General features: G+C 45.9%; 21 protein-coding genes. 1 reads left to right on the forward strand and 20 read right to left on the reverse strand.

Annotation, left to right across the window (positions count from 1 at the left end):
• Positions 1 to 48 precede the first annotated feature (48 nt).
• The 12 genes from dinG to HNQ34_RS02260 all read right to left on the reverse strand — a co-directional run bounded on the left by dinG (position 49) and on the right by HNQ34_RS02260 (position 12,536).
• On the reverse strand, positions 49 to 2,772 hold the full coding sequence (dinG, locus tag HNQ34_RS02205) for an ATP-dependent DNA helicase DinG (protein WP_183251327.1): 2,724 nt from the start codon (positions 2,770 to 2,772) through the stop codon (positions 49 to 51).
• Positions 2,773 to 3,229: 457 nt separating this feature from the next.
• Positions 3,230 to 3,613 (reverse strand): aspartate 1-decarboxylase, encoded by a 384-nt coding sequence (panD, locus tag HNQ34_RS02210; RefSeq protein ID WP_183251093.1) that lies wholly within the window; start codon positions 3,611 to 3,613, stop codon positions 3,230 to 3,232.
• Between the two features lie 16 nt (positions 3,614 to 3,629).
• Positions 3,630 to 4,481: a pantoate--beta-alanine ligase gene (gene panC / locus HNQ34_RS02215; RefSeq protein ID WP_183251094.1), complete on the reverse strand. Its 852-nt coding sequence runs from the start codon at positions 4,479 to 4,481 to the stop codon at positions 3,630 to 3,632.
• Complete coding sequence (gene panB, locus HNQ34_RS02220; RefSeq protein ID WP_183251095.1) at positions 4,478 to 5,317, reverse strand: 3-methyl-2-oxobutanoate hydroxymethyltransferase; 840 nt, start codon at positions 5,315 to 5,317, stop codon at positions 4,478 to 4,480. Before panB ends, panC begins: the two co-directional genes overlap by 4 nt.
• Positions 5,318 to 5,550: 233 nt before the next feature.
• The gene (locus HNQ34_RS02225) at positions 5,551 to 6,540 is read right to left on the reverse strand and encodes a biotin--[acetyl-CoA-carboxylase] ligase (protein ID WP_183251096.1); all 990 of its coding nucleotides are present in this window, start codon (positions 6,538 to 6,540) and stop codon (positions 5,551 to 5,553) included.
• A complete protein-coding gene (locus HNQ34_RS02230) occupies positions 6,498 to 7,715 on the reverse strand; it encodes a CCA tRNA nucleotidyltransferase (RefSeq protein ID WP_183251097.1) in 1,218 nt (405 codons plus the stop codon). The genes HNQ34_RS02225 and HNQ34_RS02230 overlap by 43 nt, the downstream gene beginning before the upstream one ends.
• The gene (bshA, locus tag HNQ34_RS02235) at positions 7,712 to 8,848 is read right to left on the reverse strand and encodes an N-acetyl-alpha-D-glucosaminyl L-malate synthase BshA (protein ID WP_183251098.1); all 1,137 of its coding nucleotides are present in this window, start codon (positions 8,846 to 8,848) and stop codon (positions 7,712 to 7,714) included. The genes HNQ34_RS02230 and bshA overlap by 4 nt, the downstream gene beginning before the upstream one ends.
• 147 nt (positions 8,849 to 8,995) lie before the next feature.
• Positions 8,996 to 10,156, reverse strand: coding sequence for an RNA-guided endonuclease InsQ/TnpB family protein (locus HNQ34_RS02240; RefSeq protein ID WP_183251099.1), 1,161 nt, complete (start codon positions 10,154 to 10,156; stop codon positions 8,996 to 8,998).
• 108 nt (positions 10,157 to 10,264) lie between these two features.
• A complete protein-coding gene (gene bshB1 / locus HNQ34_RS02245) occupies positions 10,265 to 10,975 on the reverse strand; it encodes a bacillithiol biosynthesis deacetylase BshB1 (RefSeq protein ID WP_183251100.1) in 711 nt (236 codons plus the stop codon).
• The gene (mgsA, locus tag HNQ34_RS02250; RefSeq protein ID WP_183251101.1) at positions 10,965 to 11,387 is read right to left on the reverse strand and encodes a methylglyoxal synthase; all 423 of its coding nucleotides are present in this window, start codon (positions 11,385 to 11,387) and stop codon (positions 10,965 to 10,967) included. The genes bshB1 and mgsA overlap by 11 nt, the downstream gene beginning before the upstream one ends.
• A gap of 13 nt (positions 11,388 to 11,400) precedes the next feature.
• A complete protein-coding gene (gene dapB, locus HNQ34_RS02255) occupies positions 11,401 to 12,201 on the reverse strand; it encodes a 4-hydroxy-tetrahydrodipicolinate reductase (RefSeq protein WP_183251329.1) in 801 nt (266 codons plus the stop codon).
• Positions 12,201 to 12,536: a nucleotide pyrophosphohydrolase gene (locus tag HNQ34_RS02260; RefSeq protein ID WP_183251102.1), complete on the reverse strand. Its 336-nt coding sequence runs from the start codon at positions 12,534 to 12,536 to the stop codon at positions 12,201 to 12,203. The genes dapB and HNQ34_RS02260 overlap by 1 nt, the downstream gene beginning before the upstream one ends.
• Positions 12,537 to 12,671: 135 nt before the next feature.
• Here HNQ34_RS02260 and HNQ34_RS02265 point away from each other — a divergent pair, with 135 nt between their 5' ends.
• A complete protein-coding gene (locus HNQ34_RS02265) occupies positions 12,672 to 13,547 on the forward strand; it encodes a YitT family protein (protein WP_183251103.1) in 876 nt (291 codons plus the stop codon).
• Positions 13,548 to 13,580: 33 nt separating this feature from the next.
• Here HNQ34_RS02265 and ypjB read toward each other — a convergent pair whose 3' ends face one another.
• The 8 genes from ypjB to HNQ34_RS02305 form a co-directional block, all read right to left on the reverse strand.
• Entirely contained in the window at positions 13,581 to 14,366 is a 786-nt protein-coding gene (ypjB, locus tag HNQ34_RS02270; protein WP_183251104.1) for a sporulation protein YpjB, read from the reverse strand.
• 59 nt (positions 14,367 to 14,425) lie between these two features.
• Entirely contained in the window at positions 14,426 to 15,019 is a 594-nt protein-coding gene (lhaT, locus tag HNQ34_RS02275; protein WP_183251105.1) for a lipoprotein heptaprenylglyceryl N-acetyltransferase LhaT, read from the reverse strand.
• 321 nt (positions 15,020 to 15,340) lie between these two features.
• Positions 15,341 to 16,108: a menaquinol-cytochrome c reductase cytochrome b/c subunit gene (locus HNQ34_RS02280; protein WP_183251106.1), complete on the reverse strand. Its 768-nt coding sequence runs from the start codon at positions 16,106 to 16,108 to the stop codon at positions 15,341 to 15,343.
• A 53-nt stretch (positions 16,109 to 16,161) separates the two neighbouring features.
• Entirely contained in the window at positions 16,162 to 16,836 is a 675-nt protein-coding gene (qcrB, locus tag HNQ34_RS02285; RefSeq protein WP_183251107.1) for a menaquinol-cytochrome c reductase cytochrome b subunit, read from the reverse strand.
• Between the two features lie 3 nt (positions 16,837 to 16,839).
• Positions 16,840 to 17,349, reverse strand: coding sequence for a QcrA and Rieske domain-containing protein (locus HNQ34_RS02290; RefSeq protein WP_183251108.1), 510 nt, complete (start codon positions 17,347 to 17,349; stop codon positions 16,840 to 16,842).
• 146 nt (positions 17,350 to 17,495) lie between these two features.
• Positions 17,496 to 17,951: a YpiF family protein gene (locus tag HNQ34_RS02295; RefSeq protein ID WP_183251109.1), complete on the reverse strand. Its 456-nt coding sequence runs from the start codon at positions 17,949 to 17,951 to the stop codon at positions 17,496 to 17,498.
• Positions 17,952 to 18,035: 84 nt separating this feature from the next.
• On the reverse strand, positions 18,036 to 18,569 hold the full coding sequence (locus HNQ34_RS02300) for a ReoY family proteolytic degradation factor (RefSeq protein WP_183251110.1): 534 nt from the start codon (positions 18,567 to 18,569) through the stop codon (positions 18,036 to 18,038).
• A 54-nt stretch (positions 18,570 to 18,623) separates the two neighbouring features.
• Positions 18,624 to 19,883 carry a tetratricopeptide repeat protein gene (locus HNQ34_RS02305; protein ID WP_183251111.1) on the reverse strand — a complete coding sequence of 420 codons (1,260 nt, stop codon included), beginning with the start codon at positions 19,881 to 19,883 and terminating at the stop codon, positions 18,624 to 18,626.
• Positions 19,884 to 19,896 lie beyond the last annotated feature (13 nt).

Raw genomic sequence — 19,896 nt, forward strand, 5'->3', positions numbered from 1 at the left:
CCTACCCGATTATTCTATGTATAGATTGCGTCGTTTCTCGTTCAATTATCAAACTTTTTGCAGCAACTTTTCAAGTGGTTCTTCGTAAACTGGCACGGGCGGAAGCGATGATAAAAAATATTTTCCGTAAGAAGCCGTCACAAGCCGCCGGTCAAAGACGAACAACACTCCTTTGTCCTCCTTTGTGCGAATCAGCCGGCCAAATCCTTGCTTAAAGCGAATGACCGCCTGCGGCAACGATAAATCGTAAAACGGATGGCCGCCTTTTGCGCGAATATATTCACTTTTTGCTTCCATCACTGGGTCATCCGGCGGCGCAAACGGCAAACGAACGATCACGACAAACGACAACTGTTCCCCAAGAAGATCGATTCCTTCCCAAAAGCTGCTCGTACCAAATAGCATCGCTTGTTCAAACTGCTGAAACGCCTTCGTCAATTTCGCGGCGCTCCCCCCTTGCATTCCTTGCGCCAAAAGCACGAGCGTTTCATCGTCGTTTTTTTCCTTCACGATCGACGCTGTCATTCGTAAAAGCTCATGCGACGTAAATAAGACGAGCATCTTTCCTTTTAGGCGCTCAGCCATTTTTAACAATTGCATCGCCACCGCCTGCGCATACTCTTCAAGCGAAACGTCCGAAATCGCCGGCAAATCGCTCGGAATCATAATTTTTGCTTGTTGTTCATAGTGAAATGGCGACGGAATGACGCGGCACATCGGATAAAAATCTTCAAGACCAAGCCTTGAGAGCGGATATGCAAACGATCCGTTCATCGTCAATGTTGCCGATGTCAAAATGACGCTTTTTTTCTTGGCAAATAACTGCTCGGCAAAAAATGAATCCAACTCAATCGGCTGCGAATAAACGGCTGTAGCGTTTGCCGCGCCTTTCACATCGACTTCGATCCAGCGGACGACCATCGGATCATCACTTTCAAACAAATGCCGCAAAACATTCATCATTTGCGAAAGCATCGCCACATCCGCGAAAAACGAGAGGGAAGAAAGCGATGGCTTCCGCATTTTTAGTTCGGCCACTTTATGAACAAGCTCAGACGTGCGATGGCAAAGCCGCCATAACAATTCACGAATCGCCTCCCAGCTTCTACCGTGTTCTTTTTCCGGCTGAAATCGATAGCGAAACCGCATCACATTCGGATTCGTTTGTTTCACCAACGCATAGCGGCGAATCATGCGAAACCATTCATCGCACTCAAGCTGGATGTCACCTAACAACGACTGAAAATGAAACACGTACGAAACGGCCGTGTCCGCTTGTTTTTCCAACCATTTTTTCAATTGAAACAACGATCCGTCTCCATCAGCGTTTCCGATTCGCGTTAACAGTAAGCGAATCGTCACGTAATCGATATGCTGCCCGAAATATTGTGAAGCGACATCCTCTAAATGGTGGGCTTCGTCAACAATGAGCTGCTCATACGAAGGAAGAAGCGGAACGTCGGCTGTCAAGTCTTGCATTAGAAACGCATGATTCGTAATGACAATGTCTGCTTCGTTCGCCCGCTTGCGAGCACGCAAGAAAAAGTCGTACTCTACTTCTTCTTTTCCTTCATCCATATGTAGCGTCGGCCAAAGCAACTGTCCCCCTGAAGATAGCTGCAGTTCATCGACATCGCCTGTTTCTGTTTCCGTCAGCCACACAAGCAGCTGGCATTTTGTTAACACGACATCGTACGTTTTGTTTTGTTCGTGGAGAAATTGTACAAACTTTTCAAGCGAAAGATAGTTTCGTTTTCCTTTTAACAGCGCGATGCGAAACGAAAATGGAACAATTGTTTGCAGAAGTGGAACGTCGCGTTCAATGAGCTGTTGCTGTAGCTGCAACGTATAGGTGCTAATCACAACCGGTTTTTGCTGCTTACGGGCAAAATAGAGACTCGGGATAAAATACGCAAGCGATTTCCCCATTCCCGTTCCTGCTTCGATTAACGCGTGCTGGGACGTTTCAAGCGCTTCATGAACAATCTCCATCATCTCCCATTGTCCTTTTCGATGTTCATAATGACGAAACGGAAGCGCAGAAGCATTCGCGATCCATTCGGAAAAGGACGCGGTGTTCTCCTGTTTTTTTTGGGCAACGTCGGCCGGCTTTTTTAACGCCACTCCGCGATAATACACATACCGATCATCATGCAATGACGTCATTTTTTTAGCGATGATGGCGTCGATAATAGGGTGAACGTCGCTTTTCATATCGCGCGACAATCGCTGCAATTGTTGCAGCGTCACGAGCGGCAGCGATTTTAGTTTGTCAAGCAAAATCAACCATAATTTCGCGGTGACCTCGGCGTCACTATCCGCTTGATGCGGATTTTCATGTGCAATTAGCAGCGTTTGCGCAAGATCGTTTAATTTGTAGCTCTCAAGCGTCGGAAATAAGATGCGCGACATTTCGACTGTATCAATCATCGGCGGCGCAGGAAAAGAAATACCCGCCATGTTTAGTTCTTCTTGTAAAAACGGCCAGTCAAACGCGACGTTATGCGCGACAAAATACGACTGTTTTATCCTCTCGGCGATTTCCGAAGCCAACTGAGAAAAAACAGGCGCGCCACTAACCGCTTGTTCGTCAATTTGCGTTAACTGCTGAATAAATGGCGGGATGTCGCGCTCAGGGTTGATGAAGCTTGAAAATCGTTCTGTTATTTTCCCTTCTTCAATAATGACCATGCCGATTTGAATGATTCGGTCGCCTTTTTTCGGCGCATTTCCTGTTGTTTCTAAGTCAATGACGACAAACCGTTCGCCCATTGTTTCACGAAACTCGCGCAAGGAAGCCCCTGCCGAAAGAGTGGGAAGAATTGTGCCTTGCGCCTTACGCAAGTTTCATTCCCTCCTTTCGATACGTGTATCCATCCAATCGTTGAATGCGACGAATGTATTTGTAGTTTGTGTCTAATACAAAAACCATCGGGTTCTCCCCTTTCCTCTGCATAAAGCAGGTGATGTTCTCCTCGACCATGTGATCGATGGTTGTCATGTACAAGACACGAATGTGATCCACCACATTTGTCTCATCTTGCACGACAAGAAGGTAGAGCTGGAGAAGCACCACACCGTGTCATGACATCGATAACGTAGACTATGTTTCAAGGCTTGATCTGGTCAACATGGAGCGTTCAAGCCCACGACTTGAGTCGTTGGGTTGTTGACCTCAAATTGCGTAATAAGAGGGGCGTTCTCATTGGAGAAACAGCCCCTTTCCCTCTTATAAAATCGTATGCGCTGGCTCTTCGGCAATCAGCTGCTTAATGCGGTTGTTTTCGTCCATAATGGCAACTTTCGGACGATGTTCCGCGATTTTTTCTTCCGGAACGAGCGCATAAGAAATAACGATAATAATGTCATCTTTTTGTACGAGGCGTGCAGCCGCACCATTTAAGCAAAACACGCCGCTGCCACGCTCACCTGGAATAATATATGTTTCAAAACGTGCCCCATTATTGTTGTTGACGATTTGCACTTTTTCGTTCGCCACCATGCCGACCGCGTCTAAAATATCGGCATCAATCGTAATACTGCCGACATAATTTAAATTTGCTTCCGTCACACGGGCACGGTGAATTTTCGCGTTCATTAATGTACGGAACATAATGCTCCCCCTTTTTTCATGATTCCACGTCAAAAGTTATATTATCAATGAGCCTTGCTTTTGTAAACCGGACAGCAATGGCAATAATGATTTTGCCAGCCAACGTGTCAAGCGGCTTTAATTCTGGGTACGAGTAAACTTCGACGTAATCGATCACGCCGTGCGTATATGTTTTCAAATGATCTTCGATAAGCGCGCGCACCGCTCGTGGGTCACGCAATCCGTTTTCGATCGCGGCTTTCGCTTTTTTTAGCGCCGCATACAACGCCGGTGCTTCTTTTCGCTCTTCCTCTGATAAATAGACGTTGCGTGAACTTTTCGCCAATCCATCCGCTTCGCGAACAGTCGGAACAGCCACAAGTTCGATCGGAAAATGGAAGTCGCGAATTAAACCGTCCACCACCGCCACTTGTTGGGCGTCTTTCATGCCGAAATACGCCCGCGTCGGCATGACGATATGAAACAATTTCGTCAACACCGTTGCTACTCCGTCAAAATGTCCCGGCCTTGATTTTCCGCATAGCACGTCGACACGCTCTTTCACCACGACTTGCACGCTTAACGGCCGCGGATACATTTCCGCAACGGCCGGATAAAACAGCACATCGACACCCGCATCTTTGGCGATTTGTTCATCACGCACAATGTCGCGCGGGTAGCGGTCAAAATCTTCGTTCGGGCCGAATTGCAACGGATTGACAAACACACTCAAGACGACAATATCGTTTTCTTTTCGTGCTTCTTTTAATAACGTCACATGCCCTTCATGCAAGTAGCCCATTGTCGGTACAAAGCCGATCGTTTTCCCTTGTTTCCGATACTCGATCATTTTTTGCTGCATCTCTTTAATCGTAGTCACGACAATCATTGCTGTTTTCCTCCATATAAAGCAACCCATTCTTCTTCTTTCATCGTAAACATGTGCGCGCTTTCTGGAAACTGGCGAAGCTTCACCTCAGTGACATAGCTGATGAGCGCGTTGTGAATGACTTCTTGCACGTTCGCATATGTTTTCACAAACTTCGGCACACGCCCGACCCCATAGCCAAGCACATCGTGATACACAAGCACTTGACCGTCCACTTCATCGCCGGCGCCGATGCCGATCGTCGGAATGGTCAACTGCTTCGTAATTTCCGCGGCAATTTGTTTTGGTACGCACTCGAGCACAAGCGCGATCGCTCCGGCTTGCTCGCACAATTTTGCGTCGTTTAATAATTTGCGAGCGCTTTCAGCGTCTTTTCCTTGCACTTTATAGCCGCCGAGCACACCAACTGATTGCGGAGTTAACCCTAAGTGAGCGACCACCGGAACTCCCGCCTGCGTCAAGGCGCGAATGACATCAATAACTTGATCGGCTCCTTCCACTTTCACCGCATTGGCGCCCGACTGCTGCATGATGCGCTGCGCATTGCGAAGCGCGTCTTCTTTCGACAAATGGTATGACATAAACGGCATATCGGTTACAATAAACGTATTCATCGCGCCGCGGCGCACCGCTTTTGTATGATGAATCATATCGTCGACCGTCACCGGAATCGTGGAATCGTAGCCTAACACGACCATGCCGAGCGAATCGCCGACAAGAATCATATCGACTCCCGCTGCTTCCGCTAACTTCGCTGACGGAAAGTCGTATGCCGTCAACATCACAATCGGTTCCTTCGTTTCTTTCATTTTCAAAAAATCAGTTTTTGTTTTCATTCGTTTCCCTCCTCTTTGTGCGCAGAGGAGATGAATCTCCGAATAAAAAAACCTTCTTTCCCTACCTTGAGAAAGAAGGACGTTTATGTATCGGTCGAGTTCATCCCTCTGTCCCAGTCCTTCAGCGGATCAAGGCAGATCATTTTCATTCTCGTTCATTATGGTGCAGTTCTTAAAGAAAGATACTGCCCTTACATAACCATCTGTATTTTAACAAAATTCTAACATTTTTTCTAGAAGGAAATATCAGCGGAATGAATATAATGAACGACGCCATCAGCATCTTCAAGCATCAATACCCCTTCTTCCGTAATGCCGCGCGCCACGCCGCGAATCGTTCCGTTTAACATTCGCGCCGTAATTTCTTTGCCGATGCTGATCGCATATCCTTCCCATAACAGTTTAATCGGCAAAAAGCCGTGTTGTAAATATTGACGATATAACGTTTCCATTTTTGTCAATATTTCTTGAATCAGTTTCGCGCGCTTTATTTTTTCACCTTTCTCAATGGCTAGCGACGTGGCAATATCGCGCAGTTCTTCTGGAAACTGATCGCGTTCGTGGTTGACGTTCAACCCCATGCCGATAATGACCGAATGAACACGGTCCGGATCGGCTTGCAGCTCAGTTAAAATGCCGACACATTTTTTTCCGTTGATTAAAATATCGTTCGGCCATTTAATATCCGGAACGAGCCCTGTCACTTCTTGAATCGCCTGCGCAATCGCCACTGCCGTCAAGAGCGTCAGCTGCGGCGTTTTTTGCGGCGGGATCGGCGGACGCAAAATCAAGCTCATCCAAACACCCGTTCCTTTCGGAGAAAACCATTTTCGATCCATCCGCCCGCGCCCGGCCGTTTGCAGTTCGGAAACGACAAGCGTTCCTTCTGCCGCTCCTTCCTGCGCAAGCTGATGAGCGATTTTTTGCGTCGATGTCACTTCTTCTTCGTAATGAATCACTTGTCCAAGTACTTCCGTTTTTAAACCGAGGCGAATTTCGTTTGCCGTAATTTTATCAGGTGTACTGACGATGCGGTATCCGAGCCGGCGCACCGCTTCTAGTTCAAATCCTTCCTTGCGCAAATCTTCAATATGTTTCCATACCGCTGTTCGGGAACAGCCGAGAATATCGCTAATTTTTTGCCCGGAAATAAAATCGCCTTTTGCTTCGGAAAATAATTCTAACAATTTTTTCCGTGTGTCTGATTGCATAGAATGAGCCACCCCTTTATCCGCTCCTTCTCATTTTCTACGAGGCCGTGAAGAACCGCCTGTTCCACTTTTTGCAACGTATCCGCAAGCCACGGTCCGCCCGGGCGCTGATACCATTCGATTAAATCTTTTCCGGTAATTGCGAGTTCATTTCGCTCTTGAATCGGCAGCTTGGCAAACAGCTCACGAAGCCGGCGGCGATTGTCTTCTCCATCTTCTCCGTTGATCAGCGAGCGTACTGTTTCAGCCGCATAAGCGTAAGTTGCGCCAGCTTCATACATCCGCTCTCTCGTCCAATCGCACCGCGAACGAACGACGGATAGAAAACGCAAAATCGTTTGCACATCTTTGATCAATCGGTTCGGCAATTTCCAGCGGCGCAAAAAAACGGATACCTCTTGTTGTACATGAAGCAAATAGCAAAGCAAACTCCATCGTTCCAGCGGCGCAGACAGCTTCGTCCAATCATATTTGGCCAGCTGCATAAGTTCCTCTTGCTTGTCGCTAAATCCCGGCAAATACGTAAACAGCCCAGTCTCCACCAATAGCGAAAAGGCTTTTTGTGCAAACGGTCCTTCCATTAATTTCTCAAACTCGCCCGTTATTCGCTCCACCGAAATATAAGAAAGAAGGGAAGCGTGTTCGATAATCGCCTGCTTCGTTTCTGCACTCAGCGCAAATCCGAGCTGGCTGACGAAGCGGATGGCACGCATCATGCGGAGCGCATCTTCGGAAAAGCGTGCTTTCGCGTCGCCGACAGTGCGAATGATCCGTTCAGCGATCGCTTGTTGTCCGCCAAACAGGTCGATCAATTGCCCTGTTTCATCCATCGCGATTGCATTCATCGTAAAGTCGCGCCGCTCGAGATCTTTACGAAGCGAGCGGACAAATGTGACCGACTCCGGCCGGCGATATTTTTCATACGTTCCTTCCGTCCGAAATGTCGTCACTTCATATGGCGTTCCATCATGAAGCACAACGACCGTGCCATGTTTCAGCCCGACAGGAACCGTTTTCGGAAATATCGCCATCACTTCTTCCGGCAACGCCGATGTCGCGATGTCAACATCACCGATCGGCCGGTTTAGCAAATGGTCACGAACCGCTCCTCCGACAAAATAGGCTTCATATCCGTGCTGCTTCAACGTGCGAATGAGGCCGAGCGCGCGGCGAAACGGCTCTTTCATCGCTTCACCCCTTTCATCAACGAAAAATAAATGTTTTCGTATTGCTTGACGATTTGTTGCGAATGAAATTTGTCGTAAACGGTTTTTAACGCCTGTTCAGCCATGTATGTATGAAGTTCGTCATTTTTCAACATTCGCAACGTTTTTTCGGCGACTTCTTCGATATGGCCAAGCTCGCACAGAAACCCCGTTTTTCCATCTTCAATCACTTCCGGAATGCCGCCGATGTTCGTGCCAACGCACGGAACGCCGCACGCCATCGCTTCAAGCAACACAAGGCCGAAGCTTTCTTTTTCCGATAGCAGCCATTTCACATCGCTAATTGAATACAGTTCTTCGAGATTTTCTTGTTTTCCTAAACAACGAACGTCGTCCGTTAGTCCCAACTGCTTGACAAGCCGACACACTACCGTCATTTCCGGTCCGTCGCCGACAAGCAGCAGCTTCGCTGGAATTTGGCTGCGAACAAACGAAAACGCGCGAACGACATCCGGCACGCGTTTGACTTTGCGAAAGTTGGAAACATGGATGATCACTTTTTCGTGATCGCCTATACCATACTCATCTTTTAAATGATGGACATTTTTTTTCCGATATACACGTTCATCGACAAAATTGTAAACGGTATGAATCTCTTTTTGCACATCGAGAAGTTCGTACGTTTGCTTGACGAGCGCATTCGATACAGCGGTGACGACATCGGATTGTTCAATGCCGAATTTAATCATATCGCTTAACGACGGATCATAACCGAGAACGGTAATATCCGTCCCGTGTAGTGTCGTTACAATTTTCACATCATGGTCGACCATTTGCTTGGCGAGCACTGCGCAAACAGCGTGCGGAATCGCATAATGAACGTGCAGCACATCGAGCTTCTCCCGATTTGTCACTTCCGCGATTTTGCTTGCAAGCGCAAGATCATACGGCGGATATTGAAAAACAGAATATTGGTTGACCGTCACTTCATGGTAATAAATGTTGCAATATACTTTATTTAGGCGAAACGGCATGCTTGAAGAAATAAAGTGAATTTCGTGCCCTTTTTCTGCTAGTAGTTTTCCTAATTCGGTGGCGACAACGCCAGAGCCGCCGACCGTTGGATAACAAACGATGCCTATTTTCAATCTCATAGTTTCTCTGCTACTCAAAACATGGACAAATATACCCATTTTTGAGAACGTTCCTTCTTCATCGTGCCCGATTTCGCAAAACGCTACTCTCGTTTGGTTTAGCACTCCAAAGGCGTTACTTCCCGACTAGCCATCGGTACAATCGCTTCAACATGCGACATCGTATGTCATCGCACGTGCCAGATTGATCGCCGCGTTTTGATCGCGGTCGATTTCACAGCCGCATTGTTCACAACGGAATACACGTTCCGATAACTTCAAATGTACTTTTGTCCCACCGCATTGGCTACACATCTTGCTTGATGGATAAAAACGAGGGGCAACCCGTAGTTCAATGCCATGTTGTTTACATTTCCATTCCAACTTCTTTCGGAATAAATGAAACGACTGCTTTTGAATGTGTTTCGCGAGATGTTTGTTTTTCATCATCCCTTTGACGTTTAGATCTTCCATCGTAATAAACGAAGGTTTGGTTTTCACGACTTCGTTGATCACTTTATTGAGGTAGTCTTGGCGTATGCAACATAAGCGATGATGAAGCTTTTGTACCTTGGCGATTTGTTTGCGGATATTTCGTCCAAACGTAGCAGGTTTTCCTCCCTTCTGCTTATGCATGTGTATTTTTCGTGATAACTTTCTTTGTTCACGCTTTAGGCGTTTCTCTAGCTTTTTGATTTTTGCAGTCTCATTGATATTAGAAAAGACCATGCCGTTGCTACAAACAGCGAAATGTTTTAATCCGACATCTATGCCGATTCCAGCACCTTTGTTCGTTTCACATATTGGTTCATGTTCATCGACTAATACCGATACGTAATACCGCCCTGCTTTGAACGAAACGGTTCCGCTTCGCACGTTCGCTTTCGGTGGAATGTAGCCAAACTCTTTTACCCGCACCCAGCCAAGCGTTGGAATTTTCACGCGATGTCTTTCCACTTGCCAATCTGTTTTGTTGTTTTTCGGAAAATATGCTTTCACATCTTGGTCTTTCTTCCGTTTAAACCTCGGAAAACCTGCTTTTTTCCTAAAAAATTTTTCAAACGCTTGACTAGCGTTCATGATCGATTGCTTGACCGCTTTCGATGATACGTCTTTGATCCATTTGTACATGGGGTTGTTCCGAATAAAGTCGTTGTTGAGCCATTTGGAAAAGTCTATCCCTGACATAAATGACTGTCCTTGTTCGTATCGCTCTTTATTATGAGAGATGAAAAAGTTGTACACAAACCGACAAACACCAAGCGTTTGGTGAATTTTTCGTTTCTGTTCAGCATTCGGTTTAATCTCCGTTTTGTATGTTTTTAACAACATCCTCTCCCCCTTGAATGTTGTTCTGTTTTTCGCTTATGCACCAGTCTTTTCTTTGTATACGCATTTTATCACTTATGAACATCATGTGTGCATTTTTAAAAACAATTAAACAACTCCTACTAAATCATGTGAAATAATGAGCGGCTGTTTCGTTATAAATCCTTCGGCAAACTCGACACCGACTTGTTTTCCCCATAACCGCTCCCTGCTTTCGACCGTTTCGATATATCCGTTCGTTAACGGTGTATCGACCGATTGCGCCGTCTTTTCGAATTGGCTTTCATACGCGCGCAAGCTTGCAAGCTTCGTTTCAATCGTGCCGCTAATATCAACGACAAAATGCGGACGATCGTACGCATTAATCATGTAATAATAAAGCGACCGCACACGGTGGGCAGAATATCCACCTGCTTCATAGCGATGAATGCCTGCTGAAAACACTGCTTCTTCGACAAGAAATGCGCAATTCGCATGGTCCGGATGACGGTCGACCCAATACGGCGCAAAAACAATGCGCGGGCGGTATTGGCGAATGACCGTGGCAATTTGCCGGAGCGCTTCTTCTGTTTTATACAAGCCGCGGTCTGGGAGGCGAAGATTAAGCCGTGTTTTCACTCCTAACAGTTGAGCAGCACGTTCGGCCTCTTGTTGCCGAATATCAACCGTGCCGTTTGACGACAACTCGGCTAACGTTAAGTCGCAAATGCCAATTTGATAGCCTTGTTTCGTATATTTAGCGATCGTTCCGCCCATACCGATTTCGACATCGTCCGGATGGGCGCCGAATGCTAACATGTGCAGCTGTTCATGATCCATGCTGCTCACCTTGTCTTTCGTGAACGATGTTTCGCCATGCCAAGTCACCGCGCTCAAGCCCTTTAATTAAAATTTCCGCCGTGCCCATATTCGTCGCCAGCGGCACAGCGTACACATCACATAAGCGCATCAGAGCGCTGATATCTGGCTCATGAGGCTGCGCGGTTAACGGATCGCGGAAAAAGATGATCATATCCATTTCATTGCGCGCAATCATTGCACCAATTTCTTGGTCCCCTCCTAACGGACCGGAGCGAAATCGATGGACGCGCAAACCCGTCGCCTCTTCAATACGCAAGCCGGTCGTTCCAGTTGCATACAGCTCATGCTGGGCTAAAATTGGCTGGTACGCCGTCACAAATTGAATCATATCCGCTTTCTTTTTATCGTGTGCAATCAAAGCAATTTTCACACGAACACCCCCGCTATTCGATAATATGCTCTAATCCATAAACAAGTGTGCGCAGCTTCATGACCGTTTCCACGGACAGCTTTACGCCGGACATGAACGATCCACGATGGAATGAATCGTGGCGAATTGTTAACGCTTGTCCATTCCCGCCAAAAATAACCTCTTGATGCGCCACAAATCCCGGCAGGCGCACGCTATGAATCGGAATGCCGTCATATGTCGCTCCGCGCGCTCCTTCGAGCGTTTCTTTTTCATCCGGATGTCCTTGTTTTTTCGACGGTCTCACCGCTGAAATAAGCTGCGCCGTTTTGACAGCCGTTCCCGATGGCGCGTCTAATTTTTGGTCGTGGTGAAGTTCAATAATTTCCACATCGGTAAAATATTTTGCCGCCATTTGCGCGAATTTCATCATTAAAATCGCCCCAACGGCAAAGTTCGGCGCAATGATCGCTCCGATTTCTTTTTCTTCGGCGAGCTTCGTCAACCGTTCAATGTCATCCGGCGTAAATCCCGTCGTTCCAACAACCGGGCGGACACCGTAGCGCAAAGCGATTTCAGTATGATGTTTGCCAGCTTCCGGCGTCGTTAAATCAATGAGGACATCCGGCTTCGTTTCTCGAAAACAACGTTCGATATCAGTATAAATCGGCGCATGAATCCAAGAGAAATGATCAACATCCGCCAAATCTTTTCCATCATTTATGCGGTCGATCACCGCCACAAGCTGAAAATGTTCGGTATGATGAACGAGCGATACCGCCTCCCGTCCCATTCGTCCGCGCGGTCCCGCGACAGCTACTTTAATCGTTTCCATCATTCTTGTCCTTCCTTTCTCGTCCAACGGTTTTGATCACGTGTGCGAAACTTTTCCATCACGAAATCGTGGGCTTTTTGCAAATCAATATGAAGCGAATTGGCAAAACAAATGAGAACAAACAATAAATCACCTAGTTCTTCTTCGATCGTTTTTTCTTTTTCTGTTTTCTTTTTCGGCTTTTCCCCGTAATAATGGTTCACTTCCCGCGCCAATTCGCCCAATTCTTCTGTCAGTCTTGCGAGCATCGCCAGCGGGCTGAAATACCCTTCTTTAAATTGGCTAATGTACGCATCGACTTCTTCTTGCAGTTGTTTCACCGTTTTTTCTGCCACAACATGTCACCTCTCATGCTTTCATGTTAGCTAAAAGCCGCTATTTTGACAAATATTTTATGCCGCATTGCTCAAATGGACAACTTCCTCTATAATTAAGGGCACCGACTATTATTGATTGCGCGGAGGTGTAGTATGGTTTTTGGGCTTAAAATCAAAAATATTTTTTTTATTTTGCTTGGTGCCGCAATTTTTGCATTCGGACTCGTTCATTTTAATATGCAAAACAATTTGGCGGAAGGCGGATTTACAGGAATTACGCTTCTTCTTTACTTTTTGTTCGAAATTGACCCGTCGATTACGAACTTAGTGCTCAACATTCCGCTCTTTTTTCTTGGCTGGAAACTGCTCGGTCGCCAGTCTTTTTTATATACGATTATCGGAACGGTCGGTTTATCGCTGTTTCTTTGGATTTTCCAGCGCTATGCGATTCATATGCCGCTAAAGCATGATTTAACGCTTGCTGCGTTGTTTGCGGGCGTGTTTGTCGGAATCGGACTCGGCATTATTTTCCGTTACGGCGGCACGACCGGCGGCGTCGACATTATCGCCCGTCTTGTTTACAAATATAAAGGAATCAGCATGGGGAAAACGATGTTTGCGTTTGACGCAGTCGTGATTACGCTTTCACTTCTTTTATACCTTTCATATCGGGAAGCAATGTATACGCTTGTCGCTGTCTTTGTCGCTGCCCGCGTCATCGATTTTATGCAAGAAGGCGGATATGCAGCAAAAGGGGCGACGATTATTTCCGAAAAAAGCGAAGAAATTGCCAATAAAATTTTAACGGAAATGGAGCGTGGCGTCACGGTACTAAAAGGACGCGGTTCGTATACAAAACGCGAGCGCGACGTGCTTTATTGCGTTGTGGCGAAAAACGAATTGCCGCGCTTGAAAAATGTCATTATTTCCGTCGACCCGCATGCCTTCGTCGCCGTCACTGACGTCCATGACGTGCTTGGCGAAGGTTTTACCCTTGACGAAAACAAACAGCCGATCGATCGATCATGATGAAAGGGCTGAGTGGTGCAATCATCAGCCCTTTCATTGTTTTTCGTGTGAACGAGTTTTTTGTTTTTCACCACGATATTTTCGCCAGCCGACATAAATCAATGTTGCCACGATCATGCCCCCTGTTGAAATCATCACCCACCATAATGATGGATCAGCTTCGTCTTTTTTCACATGGTCAAAGAGCGCCTGCATATCTTCTTTCATCTGCGCTAGCACTTGCACTTTCTCGGCTTGGGTTAAAGCTTGAAATTGGGGCGTTTGCAGTTGTGCAATATCCGCATCTGCCTTTTTCGCCCAATCCGGTTTTACATCAATTTTTACGCTCGGTTCAATGATTTCGTATTGGTGTAAAAACTTCGCGAGCGCTATTTGAAACTGACGGCTGTTTCCTTGTTTCACCGTTTTTTCGACTTGGTGAAATGCTTCCATCACTGACTGCTCCATCTCGGTCCAAAGCGGCTGATAATTCGAATGAACTGCATCAATGACAAGCCGAAACTGTGCCACTTGATCAATGCGCTCCTCAGCCGGCAATGTCGAGGCGGTAATCGTTTTTAACGCTTTTTCGTGCGTCACTGTAATCGCGCGAAGCTCATCCATCGATTGGAGTCGCTCTCGCGCGTTCAATTTGAAAAATTCATTTGCAAAATAGTCCAACACTTCTTTCGCTTCTTCAAATCGTTTGTTTTTCGCAAGCTGCAACGCTTCATCGGAAATCTTATCGAGCCGCTGCCACCCATCATGATATGTAGCGTATACGGCCGATGGAAATACATAAACGATTATAATAATCAATAAAACCGCTATTTGCCTCATTCTTGTCCCTCCTCCACTAACTACTACCAATGTATGAGGAGATGGACAAGGTTAGACCATCATTTCAACGGAATTTGCAGCCGGTTTGCTTTGACGCACAAAACATAAGCAATCATGATGGAAGCGATGCTTAGCCAAAACGTAAAATAGCCGATTTGCGGAACGTATTGGTCGAGCATGCTGTAGCGCGGCATCATGCGAAATACGTAATCAATGACATCGTTATGCAACGTCCAAACAGCCGCAAGCGCTAAATGCCAGCCTTTCATGCGATAAAACGGGGTATATAGCAACCCTTCAATCGCCATGGCGCTATGAGAGAGAATTAACATCCATCCCACCCAGTCAAGCGTGCCTGTTACTTTCCAAACTAATAAGTTCATTACAACGGCCCAAATTCCGTATTTAAACAATGTGACCACCGCCAATGCTTCCAGTAGCGGCCAATTTCTGTTCAATAAAAAGGCGATCAAAACAAATACAAAAAATAAACTAGCCGTTGGACTGTCAGGTACAAACAATAAAAATTTAGCTGGCGTTTCTGCAAGTTGCTGACCGTACCATATGTATCCGTAAATCGTACCAGCGATGTTCGCAACAAGCAACATCCAAAGGACGGAACGGTGAGCAAGCAAAGAAAATATCCACTTCATATGGCACCTACTTTCTATATTCTGTAAACAAGCGTGTTGATTAACCAATAAAAACAAGTTGACATCACTCTTTTCCTAGCTTTTCTGCCGTTGTCAGCAAACGAACTGTTTGCCGACTGGGCATGCTGTACGCGTGCCCTCCTCGAACGATGAACGCTTTGCGGGAAAATTATATTTGCCCGCCGGCGTTCTTGTTCGAGGGAAAAGGCAGAAAAGCTTGTGTTCAGCCATATGATTCTATGTTTTTTAGTAAAATAAACACTCGTGTTCTGTAAAGAAAAAAGCTGACTAACAGTAGCCAGCTTTTTCCTGTTGCGTTGCTTATTTCGCATTTAATCCAGCGATAAATTCGGAAAGCTTTTTCAACTCTTCGTCTGTACCTTTGAAAACGCCTGGTGGCATGTTGCCTTTACCTTCTTTCGCGATCTTCGCTATTTCTTCCGCACTTAAACCTGTGCCGACAAGGGACGGTGCAGCCGGTCCGCCCGATAAGTTTTCGCCATGACACGTAATACATGTATTTGCTTGCGCAATTTTATAGCCTTCCGCATTTTTGTCAATTTCGACTTGAGCGCGAATTTTTCCTTGCTCAGCTGCTTTTTTCCAGTCGTGTGTCACAACCGATTCCCAAGTTAAGAAAATCATCGCCGCAAGCGTCAATAGCATCATGCCAACTGCCACCGGACGCTTCGTTGGACGGCGCTCCGGCCCGCGATCTAAAAACGGTGCAAGCAGTAACGCTCCGAACGCTAGCCCCGGCATGACGATCGCCCCGATCACCGTATAAGGACCAGAAGCGTACGAATATTTCAGCAATTGGTATAAAAATAAGAAATACCAGTCTGGAAGCGGAATATACGACGTATCTGTTGGATCAGCAACACGCTCTAACGGAGATGGATGCGCAACAGTTAAAGACAGGAAACCGACTAAAAAGACGGAACCAACCATCCATTCCTTCAGCAAGAAGTTCGGCCAAAACGCTTCTGTTTTCCCTGGATATTCCGAATAATCCTTCGGGATATTCGGCTTTCTCACAGCAGAAACGCGGGAATCGCCGACGAATTTCATCCCTTTTCCGCGATGCATATCACGTTTCCCTCCTTTGTCTCATAGACTAAACAAACAACGATCCGTACATTTTACAGTGGACCAGAAATACCTTGTTTGCGAATCATTAAAAAGTGCGCTGCCATTAAGCCAAGCAATGCACCTGGCAAGAAGAAGACGTGAATCGCAAAGAAGCGCGTTAACGTTTGGGCACCGACGATTTCTTGGTGACCCGCTAACAAAGTTTTCACCGCTGTACCAATGACAGGAGTTGCTTCTGCAATTTGCAAACCTACTTTTGTCGCGAATAGCGCTTTCATATCCCAAGGCAATAAATACCCTGTAAATCCAAGTCCCATCATGACCATGAAAATTAATACACCGACGATCCAGTTTAATTCACGCGGTTTTTTGTATGCCCCTTGAAAAAAGACGCGTAACGTATGTAAAAACATCATGACAATGACAAGACTTGCTCCCCAGTGGTGCATACCGCGCACAATTTGACCGAAAGCGACTTCGTTTTGTAAGTAATATACCGATTCCCAAGCATTTTTTATATCCGGAACGTAGTACATCGTTAAAAACATTCCAGACAAAATTTGAATGACGGTGACAAAGAACGTTAATCCACCAAAACAATAAACGAACGCAGAAAAATGGTGCGCCGGGTTCACATGTTCCGGAACTTCATGGTCAGCGATATCTCGCCACAAAGGCGTAATATCTAGACGTTCGTCCACCCAGTCATAAATCTTATTTAACACGTATTACACCTCCCCTCGTGGTTTCGCTTTACCTAAATATAACTTTCCATCTTTTACTTTGTACTCGTAACGATGCAATGGAGCAGGTGGCGGCGTTCCCGGAATGTTTGTGCCATCTTTTGTGTAGCGGCCGAAATGGCATGGACAGAAAAACTGGTTTGGGTGCGCTTTATCGCCATTCCAGTTGACGGTACAGCCGAGATGTGTACAGATTGGCGATAATGCGATAACCTCGCCTTTCTCATCTTTGTACACCCATGCCGATTTTGGCTCTTCTGACTCATACCAAGCGTCTTTGACTTTCACTTTAAAGTCGAAGCGTTGCGGCTCTGTCGTGAGGTCCTTCACTTGCGCAACCGGCACCATTTCTGTCCCTGCTTCTTCTTTTAAGATTGGGTCTAACGCAAAACGAACCATCGGCATGAGAATTCCTGCGGCCATAAATCCGCCTACACCCGTTAACGTGTAGTTTAAAAATTGACGTCTCGATACACGGTGTTTGTTTTCGCTCATCATTTTCCCCCCTCTATAACAAAGTTAAGTCCATCCGGACGCAATCGTATAACACATATAAAACTAGGACATTCTAATGATAGCTCAAGATGAGGACAAGGTCAATATAGTCGTCAATGAAAACGCTAACATCCAAACGATATTCGCTACGTCCATTGTGAGATGAAAGCGTTTAATAGCTTGGTCGTTTGTTCTTGAACAATTTGACGCTTGTAAGCCTCGTCCATATGTTCAAACGGAACAGCTGGAAACGAAAAAAGCGTTCCAGAAAGCTGTTGCTCGATTTCTTTCCATTGGCGGTCGCTCGTCACATAAAAAACATGATCCATCCCGCTTTCTTTTAGCTCGTTCGTCCAATCGTTCAATCGTTTTGTGCATTCACTAATCGGTTCTGTCACAAAGTATGTAAACGGCGGAAGTAAAAAAAGGCGCCCTTTTAACTGCCGTTCGATTTCGTTTGTCAACAATTGAACGAACTCTCCACCGGAAACCGCTGCTTTCGCCCCGCTTGATAGCGTAAGCGGCATTAGAGGAATAACAACTGTGTCAATATATTGCTTTTCTTTTTCATACATTTCAACGTCGTATACCGTCCATTTCACGATTTATTCTCCTCTCTTTTTCGATATTTCTTTATCAACATACCACACTTGCGTAAAAAAGAAAAACCTTGCTTTCCGCAAGGTTTACAGCCGCCTTAATTGTTCGGTCAGCCGCTTAAATTCTTGTTCGTCTTGACGGTCTAACGCCTCATCAATAAGTTTCATCAGCCGCTCTTTTTGAAAATCGTGTAGCGATTTTTCTAAAAACTGTTCCGCCAATATTTTGTCTTTTTCGTTTACTTGCAAATGTTTCGGGGCGTACGGATTTTCCTCTAACACGGCAACATATTGTGGTGAATGAAAAGAAGCTCGGAAGTTGAGTTGAATGTAAATATCTTCGTCGCGGTTGAGGCGAATATCGTGAAACGACTTTTCCGCATCCGTTGTCATCACACTTTCTTTATAAAATCGGAACGGTACGTCATCGACGCAATGGGTCGACATCACCATCCCGCGCGGACAATATTGCGCGTTTTCAACGAAATGAACTTTTTGCATTAATTGATCGTGGCTCATTAAATAGTTTAAAATCCACACGCACTCGCGTCTTTTTAATTGGTAATGGCTTAAAAACCAGCGAATAAACTCTTTTTTTTCATTCACCGATACTGTCATCATTCTCTCTCCCCTTTATCGTTTTCCAAGAAAGAGGTGATGTTCACCGCAAGTCCCTTACTCTTCTTCTAATTGCAGCAGTATTTGCGCAGCCTCTGTATGAGCAGGATCAAGGCGCACGAGCTCTTGAAACATCGCCTTCGCACGTTCGCGATCTCCTTCTTCAATGAGAAAATATCCATATTCTTCAAGAAAATCAACGTCATTGTTAAAGAAAGTATATGCCTCTTGGTAATGATTTAATGCATCGGAATACATCTCGAGCTTATGTTTCGCACGGGCAAGATACCATTCAAATTGCGGATCATATTCCCCTTGTTTCATCGCATATTCAAGGCAATCAACGACTTCGTCATATTGCTCGTTATGCATAAGCACCCCCGCTAACGCTAAAAGTGCTTCGACATAGCCTGAGTCGATATCGACCGCCTTTCGCAAATACGTTTCCGCTTCCTCTTGCTCGCCGAGTTTTAACGCAATTTTTCCAGCGTATAGCAATAACTCTTTGTTCCATTCGTCGACAAGCAAACCTTCTTTCGCAATGTCATAGCTTTTTTTCGTATCGCCTTCATGTTCGTACGCTTTCGCTAAATACAAATAAAGCGGTATATAATCGCGATCTAACTCTTTTAGCTGCGTGAGCTTTTCAATTGCCGTTTGATAATATTCCGCCTGAAACGCGGTAAAGCCGTAGCCGAACAACGTGTGGCTGTCGATTTTCTTTTGCACCGTTTGCTCATAATACGGAAGCGCTTGTTCGAACTCCCCTAACAAACTAAGCGCTTCAGCCAATCGCTCCGGGATAAACGTGCCGGCAACCGTCGTTTCGTGTTCGAGCACTTTTTCATAAAACGAAATGCTTTTCGCGTACTGTCCGTTCGCAAAATAAAGTTCAGCGAGTGCAAATTGAACGATCGGCTCATTCGGCAGCTTTTCGTGCGCTTTTAACAACTTTTGCTCGCTTACTTCATCGAGCCCTTGCATTTGGTAAAGATCCGCTGCGAGCAGGCATGCCCGCGGAAAAAGTGGGTCTTCTTCGTGAATGTCCGTTAAAATTTCCAGCGCTTTTTCTTCTTCATCTAGTTCAATATAAATTTCTGCTAAAAATAACAATACGTCACCTTCATCAGGGTAGCGAAGCGAAAGCTCTTCGACAATCGCGCACGCTTCATCAAGCATTCCCCATGAAAACAACTGGTCAGCCAGCATATATTTTTCTTCATCGCTCGCTTCCGCTTTCACTTTTGGAATGAGAGCAAGCGCACGTTCGACGTCGCCGTTTTCGACAAGCTGAACGATTTGTTCGATTCGACTCATCTTTCACACTTCC

It is taken from the genome of Anoxybacteroides tepidamans, from assembly GCF_014201465.1.
GTDB classification, from domain to species: Bacteria; Bacillota; Bacilli; order Bacillales; family Anoxybacillaceae; genus Anoxybacteroides; species Anoxybacteroides tepidamans.

What these genes read in the sequence shown, in the direction of transcription:
- HNQ34_RS02265 (WP_183251103.1), top strand. Translation starts at nt 12,672, where the DNA reads ATGGTTTTTGGGCTTAAAATCAAAAATATTTTTTTTATTTTGCTTGGT.
- panD (WP_183251093.1), bottom strand. Translation starts at nt 3,613, where the DNA reads ATGTTCCGTACATTAATGAACGCGAAAATTCACCGTGCCCGTGTGACG.
- HNQ34_RS02280 (WP_183251106.1), bottom strand. Translation starts at nt 16,108, where the DNA reads ATGCATCGCGGAAAAGGGATGAAATTCGTCGGCGATTCCCGCGTTTCT.
- ypjB (WP_183251104.1), bottom strand. Translation starts at nt 14,366, where the DNA reads ATGAGGCAAATAGCGGTTTTATTGATTATTATAATCGTTTATGTATTT.
- panB (WP_183251095.1), bottom strand. Translation starts at nt 5,317, where the DNA reads ATGAAAACAAAAACTGATTTTTTGAAAATGAAAGAAACGAAGGAACCG.
- bshA (WP_183251098.1), bottom strand. Translation starts at nt 8,848, where the DNA reads ATGAGATTGAAAATAGGCATCGTTTGTTATCCAACGGTCGGCGGCTCT.
- panC (WP_183251094.1), bottom strand. Translation starts at nt 4,481, where the DNA reads ATGATTGTCGTGACTACGATTAAAGAGATGCAGCAAAAAATGATCGAG.
- bshB1 (WP_183251100.1), bottom strand. Translation starts at nt 10,975, where the DNA reads ATGGATCATGAACAGCTGCACATGTTAGCATTCGGCGCCCATCCGGAC.
- HNQ34_RS02290 (WP_183251108.1), bottom strand. Translation starts at nt 17,349, where the DNA reads ATGAGCGAAAACAAACACCGTGTATCGAGACGTCAATTTTTAAACTAC.
- HNQ34_RS02230 (WP_183251097.1), bottom strand. Translation starts at nt 7,715, where the DNA reads ATGAAAGAGCCGTTTCGCCGCGCGCTCGGCCTCATTCGCACGTTGAAG.
- HNQ34_RS02305 (WP_183251111.1), bottom strand. Translation starts at nt 19,883, where the DNA reads ATGAGTCGAATCGAACAAATCGTTCAGCTTGTCGAAAACGGCGACGTC.
- lhaT (WP_183251105.1), bottom strand. Translation starts at nt 15,019, where the DNA reads ATGAAGTGGATATTTTCTTTGCTTGCTCACCGTTCCGTCCTTTGGATG.
- HNQ34_RS02300 (WP_183251110.1), bottom strand. Translation starts at nt 18,569, where the DNA reads ATGATGACAGTATCGGTGAATGAAAAAAAAGAGTTTATTCGCTGGTTT.
- dinG (WP_183251327.1), bottom strand. Translation starts at nt 2,772, where the DNA reads ATGGGCGAACGGTTTGTCGTCATTGACTTAGAAACAACAGGAAATGCG.
- dapB (WP_183251329.1), bottom strand. Translation starts at nt 12,201, where the DNA reads ATGGAAACGATTAAAGTAGCTGTCGCGGGACCGCGCGGACGAATGGGA.